Origin of the sequence: Pseudomonas coronafaciens pv. oryzae str. 1_6, assembly GCF_000156995.2 — a bacterium.
GTDB classification, from domain to species: domain Bacteria; phylum Pseudomonadota; class Gammaproteobacteria; order Pseudomonadales; family Pseudomonadaceae; genus Aquipseudomonas; species Aquipseudomonas tremae.
Genome location: NZ_CP046035.1, coordinates 5,117,507 through 5,133,750, shown reverse-complemented (window position 1 = coordinate 5,133,750; position 16,244 = coordinate 5,117,507). Strand labels below are relative to the sequence as shown.

Here is a 16,244-nt window from a genome sequence, read left to right as displayed (position 1 = left end):
AAAGCTGCCCTTCAGGCATCAGATACAACTATCGTGCGGCGCTCTGCGTCGCATGCCGTTCTGGAGGCTCTGCGTCCTTGCGATGCAGAGCCTCCATTCGGGCGTTAGCTGTTCGGCAGTAGTCGGCAGGTGATGCTCTTGATGTAGCGCGTTTCGGCGATGGCGGGGTGGACCGGGTGGTCGGGGCCCTGGCCGCCGCGCTCGAGCAGCTGGATGTTGCGGTCCAGATGGCGAGCGCTGGTCAGAAGAATGTTCTGCAGGTCGTCTTCCGGCAGGTGCATCGAGCACGAGGCGCTGACCAGGATGCCGTCCTTGCTGAGCAGGCGCATGGCCTGTTCGTTCAGGCGACGGTAGGCGCCCTCGCCATTCTTCATGTCTTTCTTGCGTTTGATGAACGCAGGCGGGTCGGCAACGATGACGTCGAAACGCTCTTCACCGGCTTTCAGCTCTTTCAGAGCTTCGAACACATCGCCTTCGATGCAGGTCATTTTTTCTGCAAAACCGTTCAGGGCTGCGTTGCGCTCCACGCCGTCAAGGGCGAAGGACGATGCGTCGACACAGGTCACGTCGCTGGCGCCGAAGGCCGCGGCCTGAATACCCCAGCCGCCGATGTAGCTGTACAGGTCCAGCACACGCTTGCCTTTGACGTAAGGGGCGATGCGCGCACGGTTCATGCGATGGTCATAGAACCAGCCGGTCTTTTGCCCGGCCATGACCGGAGCTTCGAACTTCACGCCGTTCTCTTCCAGGGCAACCCATTCAGGGACCAGGCCGAACACAGTCTCGACATAGCGATTCAGGCCTTCCGCGTCGCGCGCTGCCGAATCGTTCTTGAACAGGATGCCGCTTGGTTTGATGACCTGTACCAGCGCCGCGACGATGTCTTCCTTGTGGTTTTCCATCGTTGCCGAGGCCAACTGAACCACCAGAACGTCACCGAAGCGATCAACCACCAGGCCCGGCAGCAGGTCGGAATCGCCGTAGACCAGACGATAAAAAGGCTTGTCGAACAGGCGTTCACGCAACGACAGCGCTACATTGATGCGATGCACGAGCAGCGACTTGTCGAGTGGCAGCTTGATGTCGCGCGATACCAGACGTGCGCAAATCAGGTTGTTGGGGCTCATGGCGACGATGCCCAGCGGCTTGCCGCCCGCTGCTTCGAGGATGGCCTGGTCACCGGCTGCAAAGCCATGCAGCGGCGTGACGGCTACATCGATCTCGTTGCTGTAGACCCACAGGTGACCGGCGCGCAGTCGGCGGTCGGCGTTGGCTTTGAGGCGCAAGCTAGGCAGGGACATGACGTCGCTCCTGAAAAAAGAGCGGGATTATAGCGCGTCATCCCGGTCATGCGCCGGGATGACGGCAATTAACTGACCCAGCTGGTCAGTTGATCAGCTTGAGTGATCAGGCAGACAGCGCTTCAATCAGTTTGCTGTTGAAGGCCGGGATGTCGTCTGGCTGGCGGCTGCTGATCAACGTGCCGTCGACGACCACTTCCTGATCAACCCATTTTGCACCGGCATTGACCAGGTCATCTTTCAGCGTCTCGAAGCTGGTCAGGGTTTTACCTTTGACCAGGCCTGCCGATATCAATAACCAGCCGCCGTGGCAAATGACTGCAACAGGCTTGCCTGCGGCCTCGATGCCCTTGACGATCTTCTGTGCGTCGGTGTCTATGCGGATGGTGTCGGAGTTCTGGACTCCGCCCGGTAACACAACGCCATGATAATCGCTGGCGTTGGCTGCCTTGAACGTACGGTCGATCTTGAAATCATCGGCAGGTTTGTCGTGATTCCAGCCTTTGACCTGGCCTTCTTCAGCAGAAAGGATTTCAACGGTAGCGCCTGCTTGCTCCAGCGCTTCCTTTGGACCGGTCAGTTCGACCTGCTCGAAACCGTCGGTTACAAGAATTGCGATGCGTTTGCCAGTCAGTGCTTTAGACATGGGATCCTCCAGTGTCAGGCTTTTGGAATAGCGGCTGGCGGGCCGTTTTGGGGCCGTCATGCACGCCGTCAACACAAGGTCCGAAGCCTCGCGTTCGGCAAAGTTCCAAGAATATCTTCGATCTGGACGATGGACCGTTGCCTTGCAAGGGGGCAGAATCCAGTCATTACCGTGAGTAAATTGCTATGTCCGAAGAGCTGAGCCAAGAGCAGATCCAGCAAGCGTTGCAGGGCATCAGTGTGCCTCCGCAGCCGCAGATCATGGTGGATCTGCAGATGGAACAATACATGCCCGACCCGGACCTTGGAGCCATTGCGCGACTGATTGCGCAGGACCCTGGCTTGTCGGGTGCGTTGCTGAAGATCGTCAACTCGCCGCACTATGGCCTGTCCAACAAGATTGCCTCGATTGACAAGGCTGTGGTGCTGTTGGGCAGTCGTACGGTCATCAATCTGATCAATGCACAGTCGATCAGGGGCGAGATGACCGATGAAACCATCGTTGCGCTCAACCGCTTCTGGGACACAGCACAGGATGTCGCGATGACCAGCATGACGCTGGCCAAGCGCATAGGCTCGCAAACTGTGGATGAATCCTACGCGCTGGGTCTGTTTCACGATTGCGGGATTCCATTGATGCTCAAGCGGTTCCCCAACTACATGCCCGTGCTTGAAGACGCCTATGCCAGTGCAGGACCCGATTGCCGTATCGTCGACACAGAAAACAGCGTCTTCCATACCAATCATTCGGTCGTCGGTTACTACACGGCCAAATCATGGCGTTTGCCTGCGCACGTTACAGACGCGATCGCCAATCATCACAACGCATCAGCGATTTTTCAGGACGATACCAGTCGTAATGCCACGCTCAAGAACCTTCTGGCGCCACTGAAAATGGCTGAGCATATCTGCCAGTCCTATCAGGTATTGGGCAATCAGAACGAAGACCACGAATGGGAATGCGTTGGTCCTCTGGTGCTCGATTACGTGGGTCTGTCCGGATATGACTTTGAATACCTGAGGGAAAGCATCCGCGAGCTGGGCGCGCGCTGATCCTGCGCAGCGCCAGCTTGTCCTTTCTGCACGACCGAGTTATCCATGCCTGAATTACCCGAAGTCGAAACCACCCGCCGCGGCATTGCGCCGCATCTTGAAGGGCAGCGCGTCAGCCGTGTGATCGTACGCGACAGCCGTTTGCGCTGGCCCATCCCCGAAGATCTGGACGTCCGCCTGTCCGGGCAGCGCATCGTGCAGGTGGATCGGCGCGCCAAGTACCTGCTGATCCAGGCCGAAGTGGGTACGTTGATAAGTCACCTGGGCATGTCAGGCAACCTGCGTCTGGTCGAAGCCGGCCTTCCTGCGCTCAAGCACGAGCATGTCGATATCGAGCTGGAGTCCGGGCTGGCATTGCGCTACACAGACCCGCGTCGGTTCGGCGCCATGCTCTGGAGCCTTGATCCACATAACCACGAATTGCTGATTCGCCTCGGACCGGAGCCACTGACGGATCTGTTCGACGGCGAGCGCCTTTACGAGCGCTCGCGTGGCAAGTCGATCGCGGTCAAACCGTTTGTCATGGACAACGCGGTTGTGGTTGGGGTGGGGAATATCTATGCGACCGAAGCACTGTTCGCGGCGGGCATCGATCCGCGCCGCGAAGCCGGGGGTATCTCCCGGGCGCGTTATCTGAAGCTGGCGATAGAGATCAAGCGCATTCTGGCCTACGCCATCGAGCGTGGCGGCACGACTTTGCGCGACTTCATCGGCGGCGATGGCAAGCCAGGGTATTTTCAGCAGGAACTGTTTGTCTACGGGCGTGGCGGTCTGCCGTGCAAGGTCTGCGGCACATTGTTGCGCGAGATCAAGCTGGGTCAGCGTGCCAGCGTCTACTGCCCGAAGTGTCAACGCTGAACTAACCGTTGAGTGCCTGCGTGGCGCACTTGCTTAACACCCATCCGCGTTTATAGTGATGGCATCTTAATTTGCTACGCCTGAAGGACCACGCCATGAACCCGTTTCGCATTCTCGCTGCCACGCTGGCGTTGTTCCTCGGCCTGCAGGTAACGCCTGCAATTGCTGCCGATGTCACCGAAGGCAGTGGCGATCCGGTCTACACCATTCAGAACCCGCCAGCCTTTGCGATGATCGGCGACCTGCTCATCGCACGACCGCTGCTGATCGCGGCCACTATCATCGGCGCCGGTCTTTTCGTGATTGCCTCGCCTTTCGCTGCGGCAGGCGGCAATCTCGGCGCTACCGGCAAGGCGTTAGTAGTAGACCCGGGCAAGGCTGCGTTTGTACGTTGCCTGGGTTGCACTGGCGACGGGTATGGCAAGCAGCAGTAAAGCCGGGGTCAGACTTTACTGGTGATGATCCGGTACTTGTCCATCAATTGCTCTTTGCTCTCGACATGATTTTCGTCGAGCGGGATGCAGTCTACCGGGCAGACCTGCTGGCATTGTGGCTCGTCGTAATGGCCCACGCATTCGGTACACAGGTTCGGATTGATCACGTAGATCTCTTCACCTTGTGAAATCGCCTCGTTCGGGCACTCAGGTTCGCAGACGTCGCAGTTAATGCAATCGTCAGTGATGATAAGGGACATGAATTGCTCCTGCCGCGGCCGACGCCGGGGCACATGAAAACCAATGCGGCGAATTGTGCCGCATTAGGCTCCGGGATGCACCTTCACATGCAGCGCAGTCAACGCTTGAAGCGTTCTGTCAGCGCTTCGGCGACAGCCGGGTGGACGAATTTGGTGATATCACCGCCCAACGCCGCGATTTCTCGCACTAACGTCGAGGAAATGAACGAGTAACGCTCTGAAGGCGTGAGGAACAGACTTTCGACGTCCGGCGCCAACTGGCGGTTCATGTTGGCCAGTTGAAACTCGTACTCGAAGTCCGATACGGCACGAAGGCCGCGCAGAAAGACGTTGGTGTTCTGTTCCTTGGCGAAATGCGCGAGCAGCGTGGAAAAACCGACGACCTCCACGTTGGGCAAGTGCTTGGTGACCTCTCGGGCCAGCTCGACGCGTTGCTCCAGCGGGAACAGCGGGTTTTTCTTCGGGCTGGCGGCAACCGCAATGACCACTTGGTCGAACAGGCGCGAGGCGCGCTCGACCAGATCTCCATGGCCCTTGGTAATCGGGTCGAAGGTGCCTGGGTACAACACTCGGTTCATCGCGTCGTCCTGGTCGGAGTCCGTTGTGGGACTCGGATGGTATCGCAGCCTTCCCGATGGGCCAAGCCGCTCGACAGGTCGCAAAGACTGTATTGCGCCGATTATCGGTCATCTTTTGCGCGAAATGCCCTGAATAGGGGGCTATTTTCGCCACGAGATTGATGCGGTCATCGTTCGAAAAGTTTGCCTGTCATGCGCAAAACCGTGCAGCTGACCTTACCGTTCTTCAGGCATCAACCGCGTTTCGATCGCAGGCCAGGTGTATCCCGCTGCGCAAACGCTTGCGTTAATATCGCCATTACCTCATCAGCAACCGAGAGGCCTGATCCAGCATGGCGGCCCGTACCAAAACCCGTGAGCGGATTGTGCAAACCAGCCTGGAGCTGTTCAACCAGCAAGGCGAACGCAGCGTTACCACCAACCATATCGCTGCGCACATGGGCATATCGCCCGGCAACCTCTATTACCACTTCGCCAACAAGCAGGTCATCATCGCTGAACTGTTCAGTGCTTATGAGCTGCTGATAGGCAGTTTCCTGACGCTGCCGGCCACCCGATCGCCGACGATCGAGGACAAGCGCGATTACTTCCTGGCGATCATCGACGCCATGTGGCGCTACCGTTTTCTGCACCGCGATCTAGAGCACCTGCTGACGTCGGATGCAGAACTGGCCCGACGCTATCGGCGTTTCTCTTACCGCTGCCTGATGCAGGCAATGGACATCTATCGAGGGTTCATCAAGGCTGACATTCTGAAAATGGATGAATCGCAGATCGAATTTACCAGCCTCAATACCTGGATCGTTCTGACCTCATGGGTGCGTTTTCTGTGCACAAACCGCGAGAACTCCACGCAGGTGAGCGAATCAGCCATTCGACGTGGGGTCTATCAAGTGCTTATGCTTGAGTCAGGCTTTGTCGCCCCGCAGGCCCGTGAAGCATTTGACGCGTTGTGTGGGACGTTTCATTCGTCGCTGCCCGACGTTCTGGCATGAATGCCAGGCGCGGTGAGCGGCCCGGTCATCCGGTTTTTTGCCACAGGAGAGTGTCATGTCCATCGCGCAACTGATCAGTCCCGAACAACTGGCTGCACGCCAGGAAAAACCTGGTCTGGTGATTCTCGATTGTCGTTTTTCACTGGAAGATCCTGATTATGGTCAGCGCAGTTACGCTCAGGGTCATATTGAAGGCGCGTCCTTCGCCGATCTGAAGCGTGACCTCAGCGGACCGGCGATCAAGGGCAAGACAGGGCGTCATCCGTTACCGGAGCCAGCCGCCTTGTTGCACTGCATTCAAGCCTGGGGCATCCACCCGCACAGCGAGATCGTGCTGTATGACGATGGCCCCGGCATGTATGCCGCGCGAGCGTGGTGGCTGTTGGCCTGGATGGGTAAGCGCGAGGGCGTTTATCTGCTGGATGGCGGCTTGAAAGCCTGGCATTTAGCAGGCCTGCCGCTGAGTCTGGATGAACCGAATCATGAGCCGGGCAGTTTTCAGGGCGAGCCGGACATGTCGATGCTACTGAGCGGCAGTCGATTGCAAGGCCGTCTCGGGCGTCCGGAAATGACCCTGATCGATGCTCGTGCCGAAGCCCGTTTCCGCGGTGACATAGAGCCGCTCGACCCTGTCGCCGGCCATATTCCCGGCGCGCAGTGTTTGCCTTGCAGTGTCAATCTCGGCTCCGATGGACGTTTTCTGCCGCCTGAGCAGCTCAGGCAGAGGTTTGCTGAAACGCTGCAAGGCCGCCCTCCGGAAAACCTCGTGTCGTACTGCGGTTCAGGCGTGACGGCCTGCCTCAATCTGTTCGCATTGTGCCTGGCGGGGTATCCCCTCGGCACTCTGTATGCGGGCTCCTGGAGCGAATGGATCAACGATCCGACCCGAGAAGTCGCCACCGGCGCCGTTTGATCCGCACTCATTCGCTGCTGGCGTGGTGCTCATGGCCGCCGTTGCGCTCGTGAGCGGCGCACAGCCACAGCGGAATGCGGCGCTCGAGGTAATACTCTGGGTTGCGCAGCGAGCCTTCGACAAATCCGACATGCCCGCCTTTGGCGTGCAGTTCAAATTCAGTGCATGACGACAGTTCGCCTGGCTCGGGCAGGCTGTGCGGAAAGACAAACGGGTCATCGCTGGCCTGGATAATCAGCGTCGGGGTTTGAATCCGGCCCAAGTAATAGCGGCTGGAGGCGCTGCGGTAGTAGTCCGTGGCGTCGGCATAGCCGTGCAGCGGCGCGGTTACCCGGCCATCGAAATCCCAGAATGTGCGCATGTTCTCCAGCGAGCCCAAGGCTGCCAGCTCAGCAAGCCCCTCGGTCAGCCCTTCATGCTGAAAGCGCTGCTGCTTGTCGCGCACATAGGCAAGCATCGCGCGCATGAAGTGCCGTTGATAAACCCTGGAAAACCCTTGGCCGATGCGGTCAGCGCATTCATCCAGCCGAAAGGGCACAGACACGGCAACGGCGCCCAGCAACTTGCTTTCAGTGCCGGACTCGCCCAGGTATTTGAGCAATACATTACCGCCGAGCGAATACCCTGCGGCATAGAGCGGAGCCTGTGGACGCTTCACCTTCAAGTGCGCGATGACCTCGGCCAGATCCTCGCTGGCCCCCGAGTGATAACTGCGCGACAGCAGATTCGGCTCGCCCGAACAGCCACGCCAGTTCAGTGCCACGCTGGCCCAGCCGCGTGCGGCCATTGCCTTCTGCAGCCCTGCGACGTAAGGCGAATTGGACGAGCCGGTCAGACCGTGCAGAACCAGCACCAGCGGTGCATCGACTTCGTCCGGCCCATGCCAGTCCATGTCCAGAAAATCCCCGTCCTTCAGCCACAGCCGCTCACGCGTTCGCGCCAACAGCGTCGGCTTGCGCAACAGTGGTCCCCACAACGTCTGCAGGTGCGGATTGCCCATGCCAATGGCGGGCACGAAAGGGTTTTCATGGGGCAGAAAGGTGAGGCGTGTAGGCACGGTCTTGCTCGACGATCATTTCAAGGGCTGGTGCTGTACGGTGCCACTAAGTGGGCAAGGATGTAAGTGGCCTGACAGTGATCGGGGCATAAACTTCACGACGTTCCGCGTTGCAAAGAGGACGCGGAACGTCGAGAGCTGCATGCCAACGCCGAGCGATTGGCACGATGGATGTCAGCCCTGCCCGCGCTGCCACAGCGCGTAGTAGACCTGTCCGGCCTTCTTCTCGCGATGCAAGCGCCAGCTACCGGGCAATCCGGTGGTCGACGGTGGTGTTTCGCTTTCGGTGTAGATCAACGCGGTGTCGGCCAGCCAGCCTCGGGTTTCCAGCAGGTTGCAGGCCGAGGCGAGCAGGCCCTGGTGGAAAGGCGGGTCGAGGAAGATCACGTCGAACGGCGATGCCACTGAGGTTTCCAGATGACGCAGGGCGTCAGTCTGGGAAACCTGGCCGCTGGTGCAGTTCAAGGCATTCAGGTTCTGGCGCAGGCTGGCTATGGCGGCTGCGTTGCTGTCTAGCGCCAGGCCCATGCTAGCGCCACGGGACAGGGCCTCGAAGAATAGCGCGCCACTGCCAGTGAAGACGTCCAGCACCCTGGCGCCTGCGATGTACGGCGCGAGCCAGTTGAACAGGGTTTCGCGTACGCGATCCGGTGTCGGACGCAGGCCGGGCGCGTCGGGAAAGGTCAGGCGACGGCTGCCCCATTCGCCCCCGATGATACGAAGCTGACCCAGGCCGTTATGGCCCTTCGGACGTGGATTGGCCATCAGTGTTCCGGTACCCCTACAGGTTGGCGGGCGGGTTTGTCGGTCGGTGCAGGCAACGGCTTCTGCTCTACTGTCGGGCCCACCGAGACGATGACCATCTTGTCGGCGCTCAAATGCTTGCTCATGGCAGCCTTGACCTGCTCGACCGTCACGCTCTGGGCTGCGGCCATGTAGTCTTCCAGATAGGTCAGCGGCAGATCATAGAAGCCGATGGCGCCTAATTGGCCGACGATTGCCGAATTGCTGGCGGCGGACAGCGGGAAGCTGCCGGTCAGTTCGCGCTTCACGTCGTCGAGTTCTTTCTGGGTCGGACCATTTGCAAGGAAATCACGGACGATGTCCTGGACCAGCTTGAGCGTGTTCTCGCTCATTTCTGCGCGGGTCTGCAGGCTGATCATGAACGGCCCGGCAACCTGCATGGCGGTGAAGCCGGAAGTAACACCGTAGGTGAGGCCACGTTTCTCACGCACCTCGGTCATCAGCCGGCTGCCGAAACCGCCGCCCCCGAGTACCGAATTACCGACCGTCAGAGCCGCGTAGTCCGGGTCATTACGGTCGATGCCCAGTTGCGCGAGCATCAGATGGGTCTGGTTGGAGGCAAACTCGATGTGTGTCGGGCCAGCCTTGGGCTCTACCGGGGCCGCGACTTTGGCCAGCGCCGGGCCTTTTGGCAGTGAGGCGGAAACCTGCGCAGCGATGGCTTGCGCCTCGTCCCGTGACAGGTCGCCGACCAGTGCAATTACCGCGTTGCCAGCAGCATAGCCCTTGGCATGAAAAGCCTTGAGCTGGGCCAGCGTAATGGCGTTGATGCTTTTGACATCGCCTTCGCTCGGATGAGCGTAGGGATGATCGCCGTACAGGCGCTTGAATAGTTCATTGTTGCCAAGAGCTGCCGGGCTCTGTTTCTGGCTTTCGAGGCTGTCGATCAACTGGTTCTTTATGCGCGCTAGCGAGTCGGCCGGGAAGGTCGGTTTGCCGACGACTTCACCGAACAGCTTCAAGGCCTTATCACGCTTGTCGACCGCGCTCAGGCTGCGCAGCGATGCTACGGCCATGTCGCGGTAAGAACCGTTGCCGAAATCAGCACCCAACCCTTCGAAGCCTTGGGCGATGGCGCTGACGTCCTTGCCCTTGACGCCCTCATTGAGCATGGCGTTGGTGAGCAGAGCGATACCAGGGGATTTCTGGTCCTGGCTACTGCCAGCAGCAAAGATCAGGCGCATGTCGAACATTGGCAATTCGCGGGACTCGACGAACAGCACCTTGGCGCCCTCTGCCGTGTTCCAGGTCTGGATGTTCAGCGCGCGGCGGGCGGGTGCCTTGCCGTCCAGTTCTTTCAGGGTTTGCAGATTGCTGCCCAAGGCGGGCGTGGCCTGAGTTGTCGGGTTTGACTCGGCAGCTGCGGCGTTGTCGGCCAGCGCCGGCAGGGCTGCAAAAGCACCCAGCGAAGCGGCCAGGATCAGGCCGAGCAGCGCATGACGTGGAGCATGGCGCTTGATCATTTGGCTTTCTCCTCAGGCAGAACGTGCGCAACGCTGAGGCGCTCACGGGTGAAATAGGTGTTGGCGGCTTTCTGAATGTCCTGTGGCGTTATGCTCTGCAGGGCTTCCAGCTCGTTGTCCATCAGCTTCCAGGACAGACCGACGGTTTCCAGCTCGCCGATCATGGTCGCCTGGCTGGTGATCGAGTCGCGCTCATAAACCACGCCGGCAATGACCTGAGCCCTCACGCGCTCCAGCTCTTCAGCCGACGGCGCCTTGGTTTTCAGGTCATCGAGCAAACGCCAGATACCAGCTTCTACATCGGCCAGCGTCTTCTTCTTTTGCGTGTTCGGTGTGGCACTGATCATGAACAGGCTGTCACCACGAGCAAAGGCGTCGTAACGCGAGGACGCGCCAGACACCAGTTCTTCGCCGCGCTCCAGGCGTGCCGGAATGCGGGCACTGTAGCCACCGTCCAGAAGGGCGGCGATAAGACGCAGCGCGTTGGCCGAACGTGGGTCTTCAACGGTTGCCACGCTGGGTACGTTGAAACCGTAGATCAGGCTCGGCAATTGGGTTTTGACGTAAAGGGTGATCTTGCGCTCACCGGGTTCGGCGAGTTCAAGCGGCTTTTTCGAGGGCGGAACGTCGCGGCGCGGGATCGGGCCGAAGAAACGCTCAGCCAGCGCCTTGACCTCATCTGGCTGCACGTCACCGACCACCACCAGGGTGGCATTGTTCGGTGTGTACCAGGACTCGTACCAGTGACGCAGTTCCTCGACCTTCATGCGCTCCAGGTCAGCCATCCAGCCGATGGTCGGCGTGTGGTAGCCACTGGCAGGGTAGGCCATTGCCTTGAAGCGCTCGAAGGCCTTGCCCATTGGTTTGTCATCGGTGCGCAGACGGCGCTCTTCCTTGATGACTTCGATCTCGCGGCTGAATTCGTCAGGCGGCAGCTTGAGCGTCGCCATGCGATCGGCTTCCAGCTCCAGCGCGACACTCAGGCGATCACGCGCCATCACCTGATAGTAAGCGGTGTAATCATCGCTGGTGAACGCGTTCTCTTCAGCCCCCAGATCGCGCAGGATCAGTGAGGATTCTCCCGGCCCGGTCTTGCTGCTGCCCTTGAACATCATGTGTTCCAGCGCATGGGACAGACCCGTCTGGCCCGGCGTCTCGTAGCTGGAGCCGACCTTGTACCAGATCTGGGAAACCACCACCGGGGCGCGGTGGTCTTCGCGCACAACAACTTTCAGGCCGTTGTCGAGGGTGAATTCGTGGGTCGGTTGCGGATCGGCAGCCAATGCTGTCAGAGGCAGACAAATTGTGCTGAGCAGCAGGCCTGCGGCGCGGCGGGCTAAAGCATTCATTCGTTGTTTGAACCTGTAGGACGGGCCGCGTGAACTTAGCGTCAGCGGGCACGGGGGTGTTAGGATACTGATCCGTTTGCTTCAGAGACAGCCTTCACTGGCCGATTGCGAGTGAAACCTGTTTGAAACGCAGGTAAAGGTAGCTGTTCAAGCGGGCGATGAGTGAACAAGAAGTCCTAAACGCAGTCTGTTTTGCATGTCAGAATTTTTCCGGGCCGCCCTCTGGCGTCCCGCAACCTTGAGATAGCCGTCCTCCATGTTTGGTTCCAACGACGACAAGAAGACCCCAGCTGCGGCTGGCGAGAAGAAAGGCCTGTTCGGATGGCTGCGCAAGAAGCCGCAGCAAGTCGAGCCAACGCCACCAGAATCAACCCCGACCCAACCCGATCCGATACCCGATCAGGCTGTCGTGACGCCGCCCCAGGTTCAGCCTCTTGCTGCCCCGCAAGCCGCGCCCGAAACAGCCACGCCCGAGCTTCAGCCTGAAGCCGCCGTGCCTGTGTCGCCACAAGTTCCCGTCCAGCCTGGCGCGCCGTCGCCGCAGCCCTGGCTGACGTTGCCGGTGACCGAAGAGCCGGTAGCCTTGAGCGACGAGCTTGAGCCGCACATTACGCCGCTGATTCCCGAGCATAGCCACGCGCATGCAGAACCAGAGCCTGTGGTGCCCAAGCCCTCGCTGCCTGAGCCGTCTGCAGAGCCGGTTACCGACCTTATGCCGCGCAGTGCTCCCGAGCCACTTTTTAATGCCCCCGCGCATGAGCCCGCGCCACAATCGGTGGTAGTGCTGACTCCGCCGCCTGCTCAGCCTCCTGTGTCTGTTCAGAACGCAGCGCCTGTTCCCGCACCCGCGCAAGAATCTGAAGCCGGCAAGGTCGGTTTCTTTGCTCGTCTCAAGCAAGGCCTGTCGAAAACCAGCGCCAGCATTGGCGAGGGCATGGCCAGCCTGTTCCTGGGCAAGAAGGCGATTGACGATGATCTGCTTGAAGAGATCGAGACCCGGTTGTTGACGGCCGATGTCGGTGTCGAGGCCACTTCGGTCATCATCAAGAGCCTGACCCAGAAAGTCGCTCGCAAGCAGTTGACCGACGCGCAGGCGTTGTACACCTCGTTACAGGGTGAGCTAGCTGCGATGCTCAAGCCGGTCGAGCAACCGCTGGTGATCAAGTCGGAGCACAAGCCGTTCGTGATCCTGGTTGTAGGCGTCAATGGCGCCGGCAAGACCACGACCATCGGCAAGCTGGCCAAGAAGCTGCAGCTGGAAGGCAAGAAGGTCATGCTGGCAGCGGGTGATACGTTCCGCGCCGCCGCCGTCGAGCAATTGCAGGTCTGGGGCGAGCGCAATCACATACCGGTCATTGCCCAGCACACGGGTGCAGACTCTGCCTCGGTCATCTTCGATGCCGTGCAGGCTGCCAAGGCACGCGGTATCGATGTGCTGATCGCCGATACGGCGGGCCGGCTGCATACCAAGGACAACCTGATGGAGGAGTTGAAGAAGGTGCGCCGGGTAATCGGCAAACTGGATGCCGACGCTCCGCACGAAGTCCTTCTGGTCCTCGATGCGGGTACCGGGCAGAACGCCATCAATCAGGCCAAGCAATTCAACCAGACCGTCACGCTGACCGGGCTGGCACTCACTAAACTGGATGGTACCGCCAAGGGCGGCGTCATTTTTGCGTTGGCCAAGCAGTTCGGGCTGCCTATCCGGTATATCGGCGTAGGTGAGGGCATCGATGATTTGCGTACCTTCGAAGCCGAACCCTTTGTTCAGGCTCTGTTTGCGGAGCGGGAGCGTTCATGATTCGATTCGAGCAGGTCGGTAAGCGCTACCCGAATGGACACGTCGGGTTGCATGAGCTGAGCTTTCGAGTACGTCGCGGCGAGTTTCTGTTTGTCACCGGTCATTCCGGTGCCGGCAAAAGCACGTTGCTGCGCCTGTTGCTGGCCATGGAGCGTCCTACAACCGGCAAACTGATGCTGGCTGGTCAGGACCTTGGGCAAATCAGCAACGCGCAGATTCCTTTTTTGCGTCGGCAGATCGGCGTAGTGTTTCAGAATCACCAGTTGCTGTTTGATCGCACGGTGTTCAACAACATTGCGTTGCCCCTGCAGATCCTCGGTCTTTCCAAGCCGGAGATTGCCAAGCGGGTCGATTCGGCGCTTGATCGCGTGGCGCTTTCCGACAAGGCCGAGCTGTATCCGGGGGATCTTTCCACCGGTCAGCAGCAGCGCGTCGGTATTGCCCGTGCCATCGTCCATCGTCCGGCCCTGTTGCTGGCGGATGAGCCGACCGGCAACCTCGATCCACGCCTGGCTGCGGAAATCATGGGTGTATTCGAAGATATCAACCGATTGGGGACCAGCGTGCTGATCGCCAGTCACGATCTGGCGTTGATCGCTCGCATGCGTCATCGCATGCTGACGCTGCAGCGCGGTCGTCTTATCGGTGACGGGGAGGCTGGAGTATGAGTGCCACACGTAGCCCCAAGGTCTCGGAACGCGTTGCGCCCAAAGCCGCTGATCCGTTACCGCCGAAACAAAAAAAGCAACGCCACGATCACGATGACGACGGCCCGGATTTCAGCGCATTGCTGTCTGCCTGGCTGGAAAGCCATCGGTCTAGCCTGGTCGACAGCCTGCGTCGTCTGGCCAAGCAACCGATCGGCAGCTTCTTTACCTGCCTGGTCATGGCCATTGCCCTGAGCCTGCCGATGGGCTTGTCGTTGCTGCTGAGCAATGTCGAGCGCCTGGGAGGTTCGTGGCAGCGAGCGGCGCAGATTTCCATCTACCTGAAGCTGGACGCCAGCACTGATGATGGCACGCGCATGCGCGACGAGATCAAGGCCATGCCTGGCGTGGCTGATGCCGAGTACATCAGCAGCGAGCAGGCGCTGGGCGAGTTCAAGCAACAGTCCGGTCTGGGCGAGGCGCTGAAGGAATTGCCGGATAACCCGCTGCCGGGCGTGGTGCTGGTCACTCCGGATGAAGTGGACAAGCCTGCGCTGGAAGCCTTGCGCACCCGGCTTGCCGAACTGCCGAAGGTAGAGCAGGCCCAGCTGGACCTGGTCTGGGTCGAGAGGCTGGCAGCGATCCTCAAATTGGGTGATCGGTTTGTTTTTGGCTTGACGGTTCTGCTGGTCTCGGCTTTGCTGTTGGTTATCGGCAACACAATACGTTTACACATCGAAAATCGTCGCACCGAAATCGAAGTGATCAAGCTGGTGGGCGGCACCGACAGTTATGTGCGCAGACCCTTCCTTTATATGGGCGCGCTGTACGGTTTCGGGGCGGGTATCCTGTCCTGGGGCGTTCTGGCCTACGGCTTGAACTGGCTGAACGGTGCGGTTGTAGGGCTTGCCGGGCTGTACGGAAGCGACTTTGCTTTGGCTGGCGTGCCGATGGGTGATGGTCTTTCGCTCTTGCTTGGAGCGATTCTGTTAGGGTATATCGGTGCCTGGATTGCGGTCGCTCGTCACTTGCGTGAGTTGGCGCCCCGGTAGAGGCAAATTTTCGTTCACCCGATTGGCTTCTGAAAATCAAGGAACTTGGTTAGCGGTTCCGGGTCAATCTGGCTAGTGCTTGAACTGCACATCATATGTGCGCTGGAGGTTTTTTCGTATGACCACTTCTTTGCAACCTGCTTATGCTTTAGTCCCGGGTGCGAACCTTGAGGCCTATGTGCAGACGGTCAACAGCATCCCCTTGCTGACGCCCGAGCGGGAGCGTGAACTGGCTGAGAGTCTCTACTATGAGCAGGATCTGGACGCGGCCCGACAGATGGTCCTCGCCCACCTGCGCTTTGTCGTGCACATCGCTCGCAGTTATTCGGGTTACGGTCTGGCACAAGCTGACCTGATCCAGGAAGGCAATGTCGGCCTGATGAAGGCCGTGAAGCGTTTCAACCCTGAAATGGGCGTACGTCTGGTGTCCTTTGCCGTTCACTGGATCAAGGCCGAAATTCACGAGTTCATCCTGCGCAACTGGCGCATCGTCAAGGTCGCCACGACCAAGGCGCAACGCAAGCTGTTCTTCAATCTGCGCAGCCAGAAGAAGCGTCTGGCGTGGCTGAATAACGACGAAGTGCATCGCGTCGCGGAAAGCCTGGGTGTCGAACCGCGTGAAGTTCGCGAAATGGAAAGCCGCCTGACGGGTCACGATATGGCCTTTGACCCTGCCGCCGAAGCCGACGACGACAGCGCTTTTCAGTCGCCAGCCAACTATCTGGAAGACCACCGGTATGATCCGGCGCGTCAGCTGGAAGACTCTGACTGGACCGACAATTCCACCGCTAACCTGCATCAGGCGCTGGACGTGCTCGACGAGCGCAGCCGCGACATCCTCTACCAGCGTTGGCTGGCAGAAGAAAAAGCCACGCTGCACGACCTGGCGCAGAAGTACAACGTCTCTGCCGAGCGTATTCGTCAGCTGGAAAAAAGCGCGATGAACAAGCTGAAGACGTCGATAGCTGCCTAAGGCCATCTTGCAACGAAAAACGCCCCGATCTGATCGGGGCGTTTTTGTTTTTGGGGTGTCA

The 16,244-nt window shown here is 59.5% G+C and carries 17 protein-coding genes; 9 read left to right on the top strand and 8 right to left on the bottom strand.

Annotated features, from left to right (window positions below; genetic code table 11):
* Positions 1 to 104 precede the first annotated feature (104 nt).
* Positions 105 to 1,301, bottom strand: coding sequence for a class I SAM-dependent rRNA methyltransferase (locus POR16_RS23435; RefSeq protein WP_005896336.1), 1,197 nt, complete (start codon positions 1,299 to 1,301; stop codon positions 105 to 107).
* A gap of 106 nt (positions 1,302 to 1,407) precedes the next feature.
* Positions 1,408 to 1,947 carry a type 1 glutamine amidotransferase domain-containing protein gene (locus tag POR16_RS23430; protein WP_005896337.1) on the bottom strand — a complete coding sequence of 180 codons (540 nt, stop codon included), beginning with the start codon at positions 1,945 to 1,947 and terminating at the stop codon, positions 1,408 to 1,410.
* 185 nt (positions 1,948 to 2,132) lie between these two features.
* Here POR16_RS23430 and POR16_RS23425 point away from each other — a divergent pair, with 185 nt between their 5' ends.
* The 3 genes from POR16_RS23425 (at position 2,133) to POR16_RS23415 (ending at position 4,291) form a co-directional block, all read left to right on the top strand.
* Positions 2,133 to 2,999, top strand: coding sequence for an HDOD domain-containing protein (locus POR16_RS23425; protein WP_005896338.1), 867 nt, complete (start codon positions 2,133 to 2,135; stop codon positions 2,997 to 2,999).
* Between the two features lie 45 nt (positions 3,000 to 3,044).
* Complete coding sequence (mutM, locus tag POR16_RS23420; protein WP_005896340.1) at positions 3,045 to 3,857, top strand: bifunctional DNA-formamidopyrimidine glycosylase/DNA-(apurinic or apyrimidinic site) lyase; 813 nt, start codon at positions 3,045 to 3,047, stop codon at positions 3,855 to 3,857.
* Positions 3,858 to 3,952: 95 nt separating this feature from the next.
* The gene (locus POR16_RS23415) at positions 3,953 to 4,291 is read left to right on the top strand and encodes a hypothetical protein (protein WP_005896342.1); all 339 of its coding nucleotides are present in this window, start codon (positions 3,953 to 3,955) and stop codon (positions 4,289 to 4,291) included.
* An 8-nt stretch (positions 4,292 to 4,299) separates the two neighbouring features.
* On the opposite strand, the gene POR16_RS23410 is transcribed toward POR16_RS23415, so the two are convergent.
* Both POR16_RS23410 and coaD read right to left on the bottom strand, forming a co-directional pair.
* The gene (locus POR16_RS23410) at positions 4,300 to 4,551 is read right to left on the bottom strand and encodes a YfhL family 4Fe-4S dicluster ferredoxin (RefSeq protein ID WP_002555640.1); all 252 of its coding nucleotides are present in this window, start codon (positions 4,549 to 4,551) and stop codon (positions 4,300 to 4,302) included.
* A gap of 98 nt (positions 4,552 to 4,649) precedes the next feature.
* Complete coding sequence (gene coaD / locus POR16_RS23405) at positions 4,650 to 5,129, bottom strand: pantetheine-phosphate adenylyltransferase (protein ID WP_005896345.1); 480 nt, start codon at positions 5,127 to 5,129, stop codon at positions 4,650 to 4,652.
* Positions 5,130 to 5,461: 332 nt separating this feature from the next.
* Between coaD and POR16_RS23400 the strand changes: the two genes are divergently transcribed.
* The gene (locus POR16_RS23400) at positions 5,462 to 6,124 is read left to right on the top strand and encodes a TetR/AcrR family transcriptional regulator (protein ID WP_005896347.1); all 663 of its coding nucleotides are present in this window, start codon (positions 5,462 to 5,464) and stop codon (positions 6,122 to 6,124) included.
* Positions 6,125 to 6,179: 55 nt separating this feature from the next.
* The gene (locus POR16_RS23395; protein WP_005896349.1) at positions 6,180 to 7,037 is read left to right on the top strand and encodes a sulfurtransferase; all 858 of its coding nucleotides are present in this window, start codon (positions 6,180 to 6,182) and stop codon (positions 7,035 to 7,037) included.
* Positions 7,038 to 7,044: 7 nt separating this feature from the next.
* Here POR16_RS23395 and POR16_RS23390 read toward each other — a convergent pair whose 3' ends face one another.
* The 4 genes from POR16_RS23390 to POR16_RS23375 form a co-directional block, all read right to left on the bottom strand.
* On the bottom strand, positions 7,045 to 8,094 hold the full coding sequence (locus tag POR16_RS23390; protein ID WP_042932962.1) for a hydrolase: 1,050 nt from the start codon (positions 8,092 to 8,094) through the stop codon (positions 7,045 to 7,047).
* Between the two features lie 174 nt (positions 8,095 to 8,268).
* The gene (rsmD, locus tag POR16_RS23385; protein ID WP_005896352.1) at positions 8,269 to 8,859 is read right to left on the bottom strand and encodes a 16S rRNA (guanine(966)-N(2))-methyltransferase RsmD; all 591 of its coding nucleotides are present in this window, start codon (positions 8,857 to 8,859) and stop codon (positions 8,269 to 8,271) included.
* Positions 8,859 to 10,361, bottom strand: coding sequence for a M16 family metallopeptidase (locus tag POR16_RS23380; protein ID WP_005896354.1), 1,503 nt, complete (start codon positions 10,359 to 10,361; stop codon positions 8,859 to 8,861). Before POR16_RS23380 ends, rsmD begins: the two co-directional genes overlap by 1 nt.
* Positions 10,358 to 11,710 carry a M16 family metallopeptidase gene (locus POR16_RS23375; RefSeq protein ID WP_005896356.1) on the bottom strand — a complete coding sequence of 451 codons (1,353 nt, stop codon included), beginning with the start codon at positions 11,708 to 11,710 and terminating at the stop codon, positions 10,358 to 10,360. The genes POR16_RS23380 and POR16_RS23375 overlap by 4 nt, the downstream gene beginning before the upstream one ends.
* Positions 11,711 to 11,966: 256 nt before the next feature.
* Here POR16_RS23375 and ftsY point away from each other — a divergent pair, with 256 nt between their 5' ends.
* The 4 genes from ftsY (at position 11,967) to rpoH (ending at position 16,183) form a co-directional block, all read left to right on the top strand.
* The gene (gene ftsY, locus POR16_RS23370) at positions 11,967 to 13,511 is read left to right on the top strand and encodes a signal recognition particle-docking protein FtsY (RefSeq protein WP_005896359.1); all 1,545 of its coding nucleotides are present in this window, start codon (positions 11,967 to 11,969) and stop codon (positions 13,509 to 13,511) included.
* Positions 13,508 to 14,179 carry a cell division ATP-binding protein FtsE gene (ftsE, locus tag POR16_RS23365; protein WP_003411930.1) on the top strand — a complete coding sequence of 224 codons (672 nt, stop codon included), beginning with the start codon at positions 13,508 to 13,510 and terminating at the stop codon, positions 14,177 to 14,179. Before ftsY ends, ftsE begins: the two co-directional genes overlap by 4 nt.
* Complete coding sequence (gene ftsX, locus POR16_RS23360; protein ID WP_005896364.1) at positions 14,176 to 15,210, top strand: permease-like cell division protein FtsX; 1,035 nt, start codon at positions 14,176 to 14,178, stop codon at positions 15,208 to 15,210. Before ftsE ends, ftsX begins: the two co-directional genes overlap by 4 nt.
* Before the next feature lie 118 nt (positions 15,211 to 15,328).
* Positions 15,329 to 16,183 carry an RNA polymerase sigma factor RpoH gene (gene rpoH, locus POR16_RS23355; RefSeq protein ID WP_003402233.1) on the top strand — a complete coding sequence of 285 codons (855 nt, stop codon included), beginning with the start codon at positions 15,329 to 15,331 and terminating at the stop codon, positions 16,181 to 16,183.
* Positions 16,184 to 16,244: the final 61 nt, after the last annotated feature.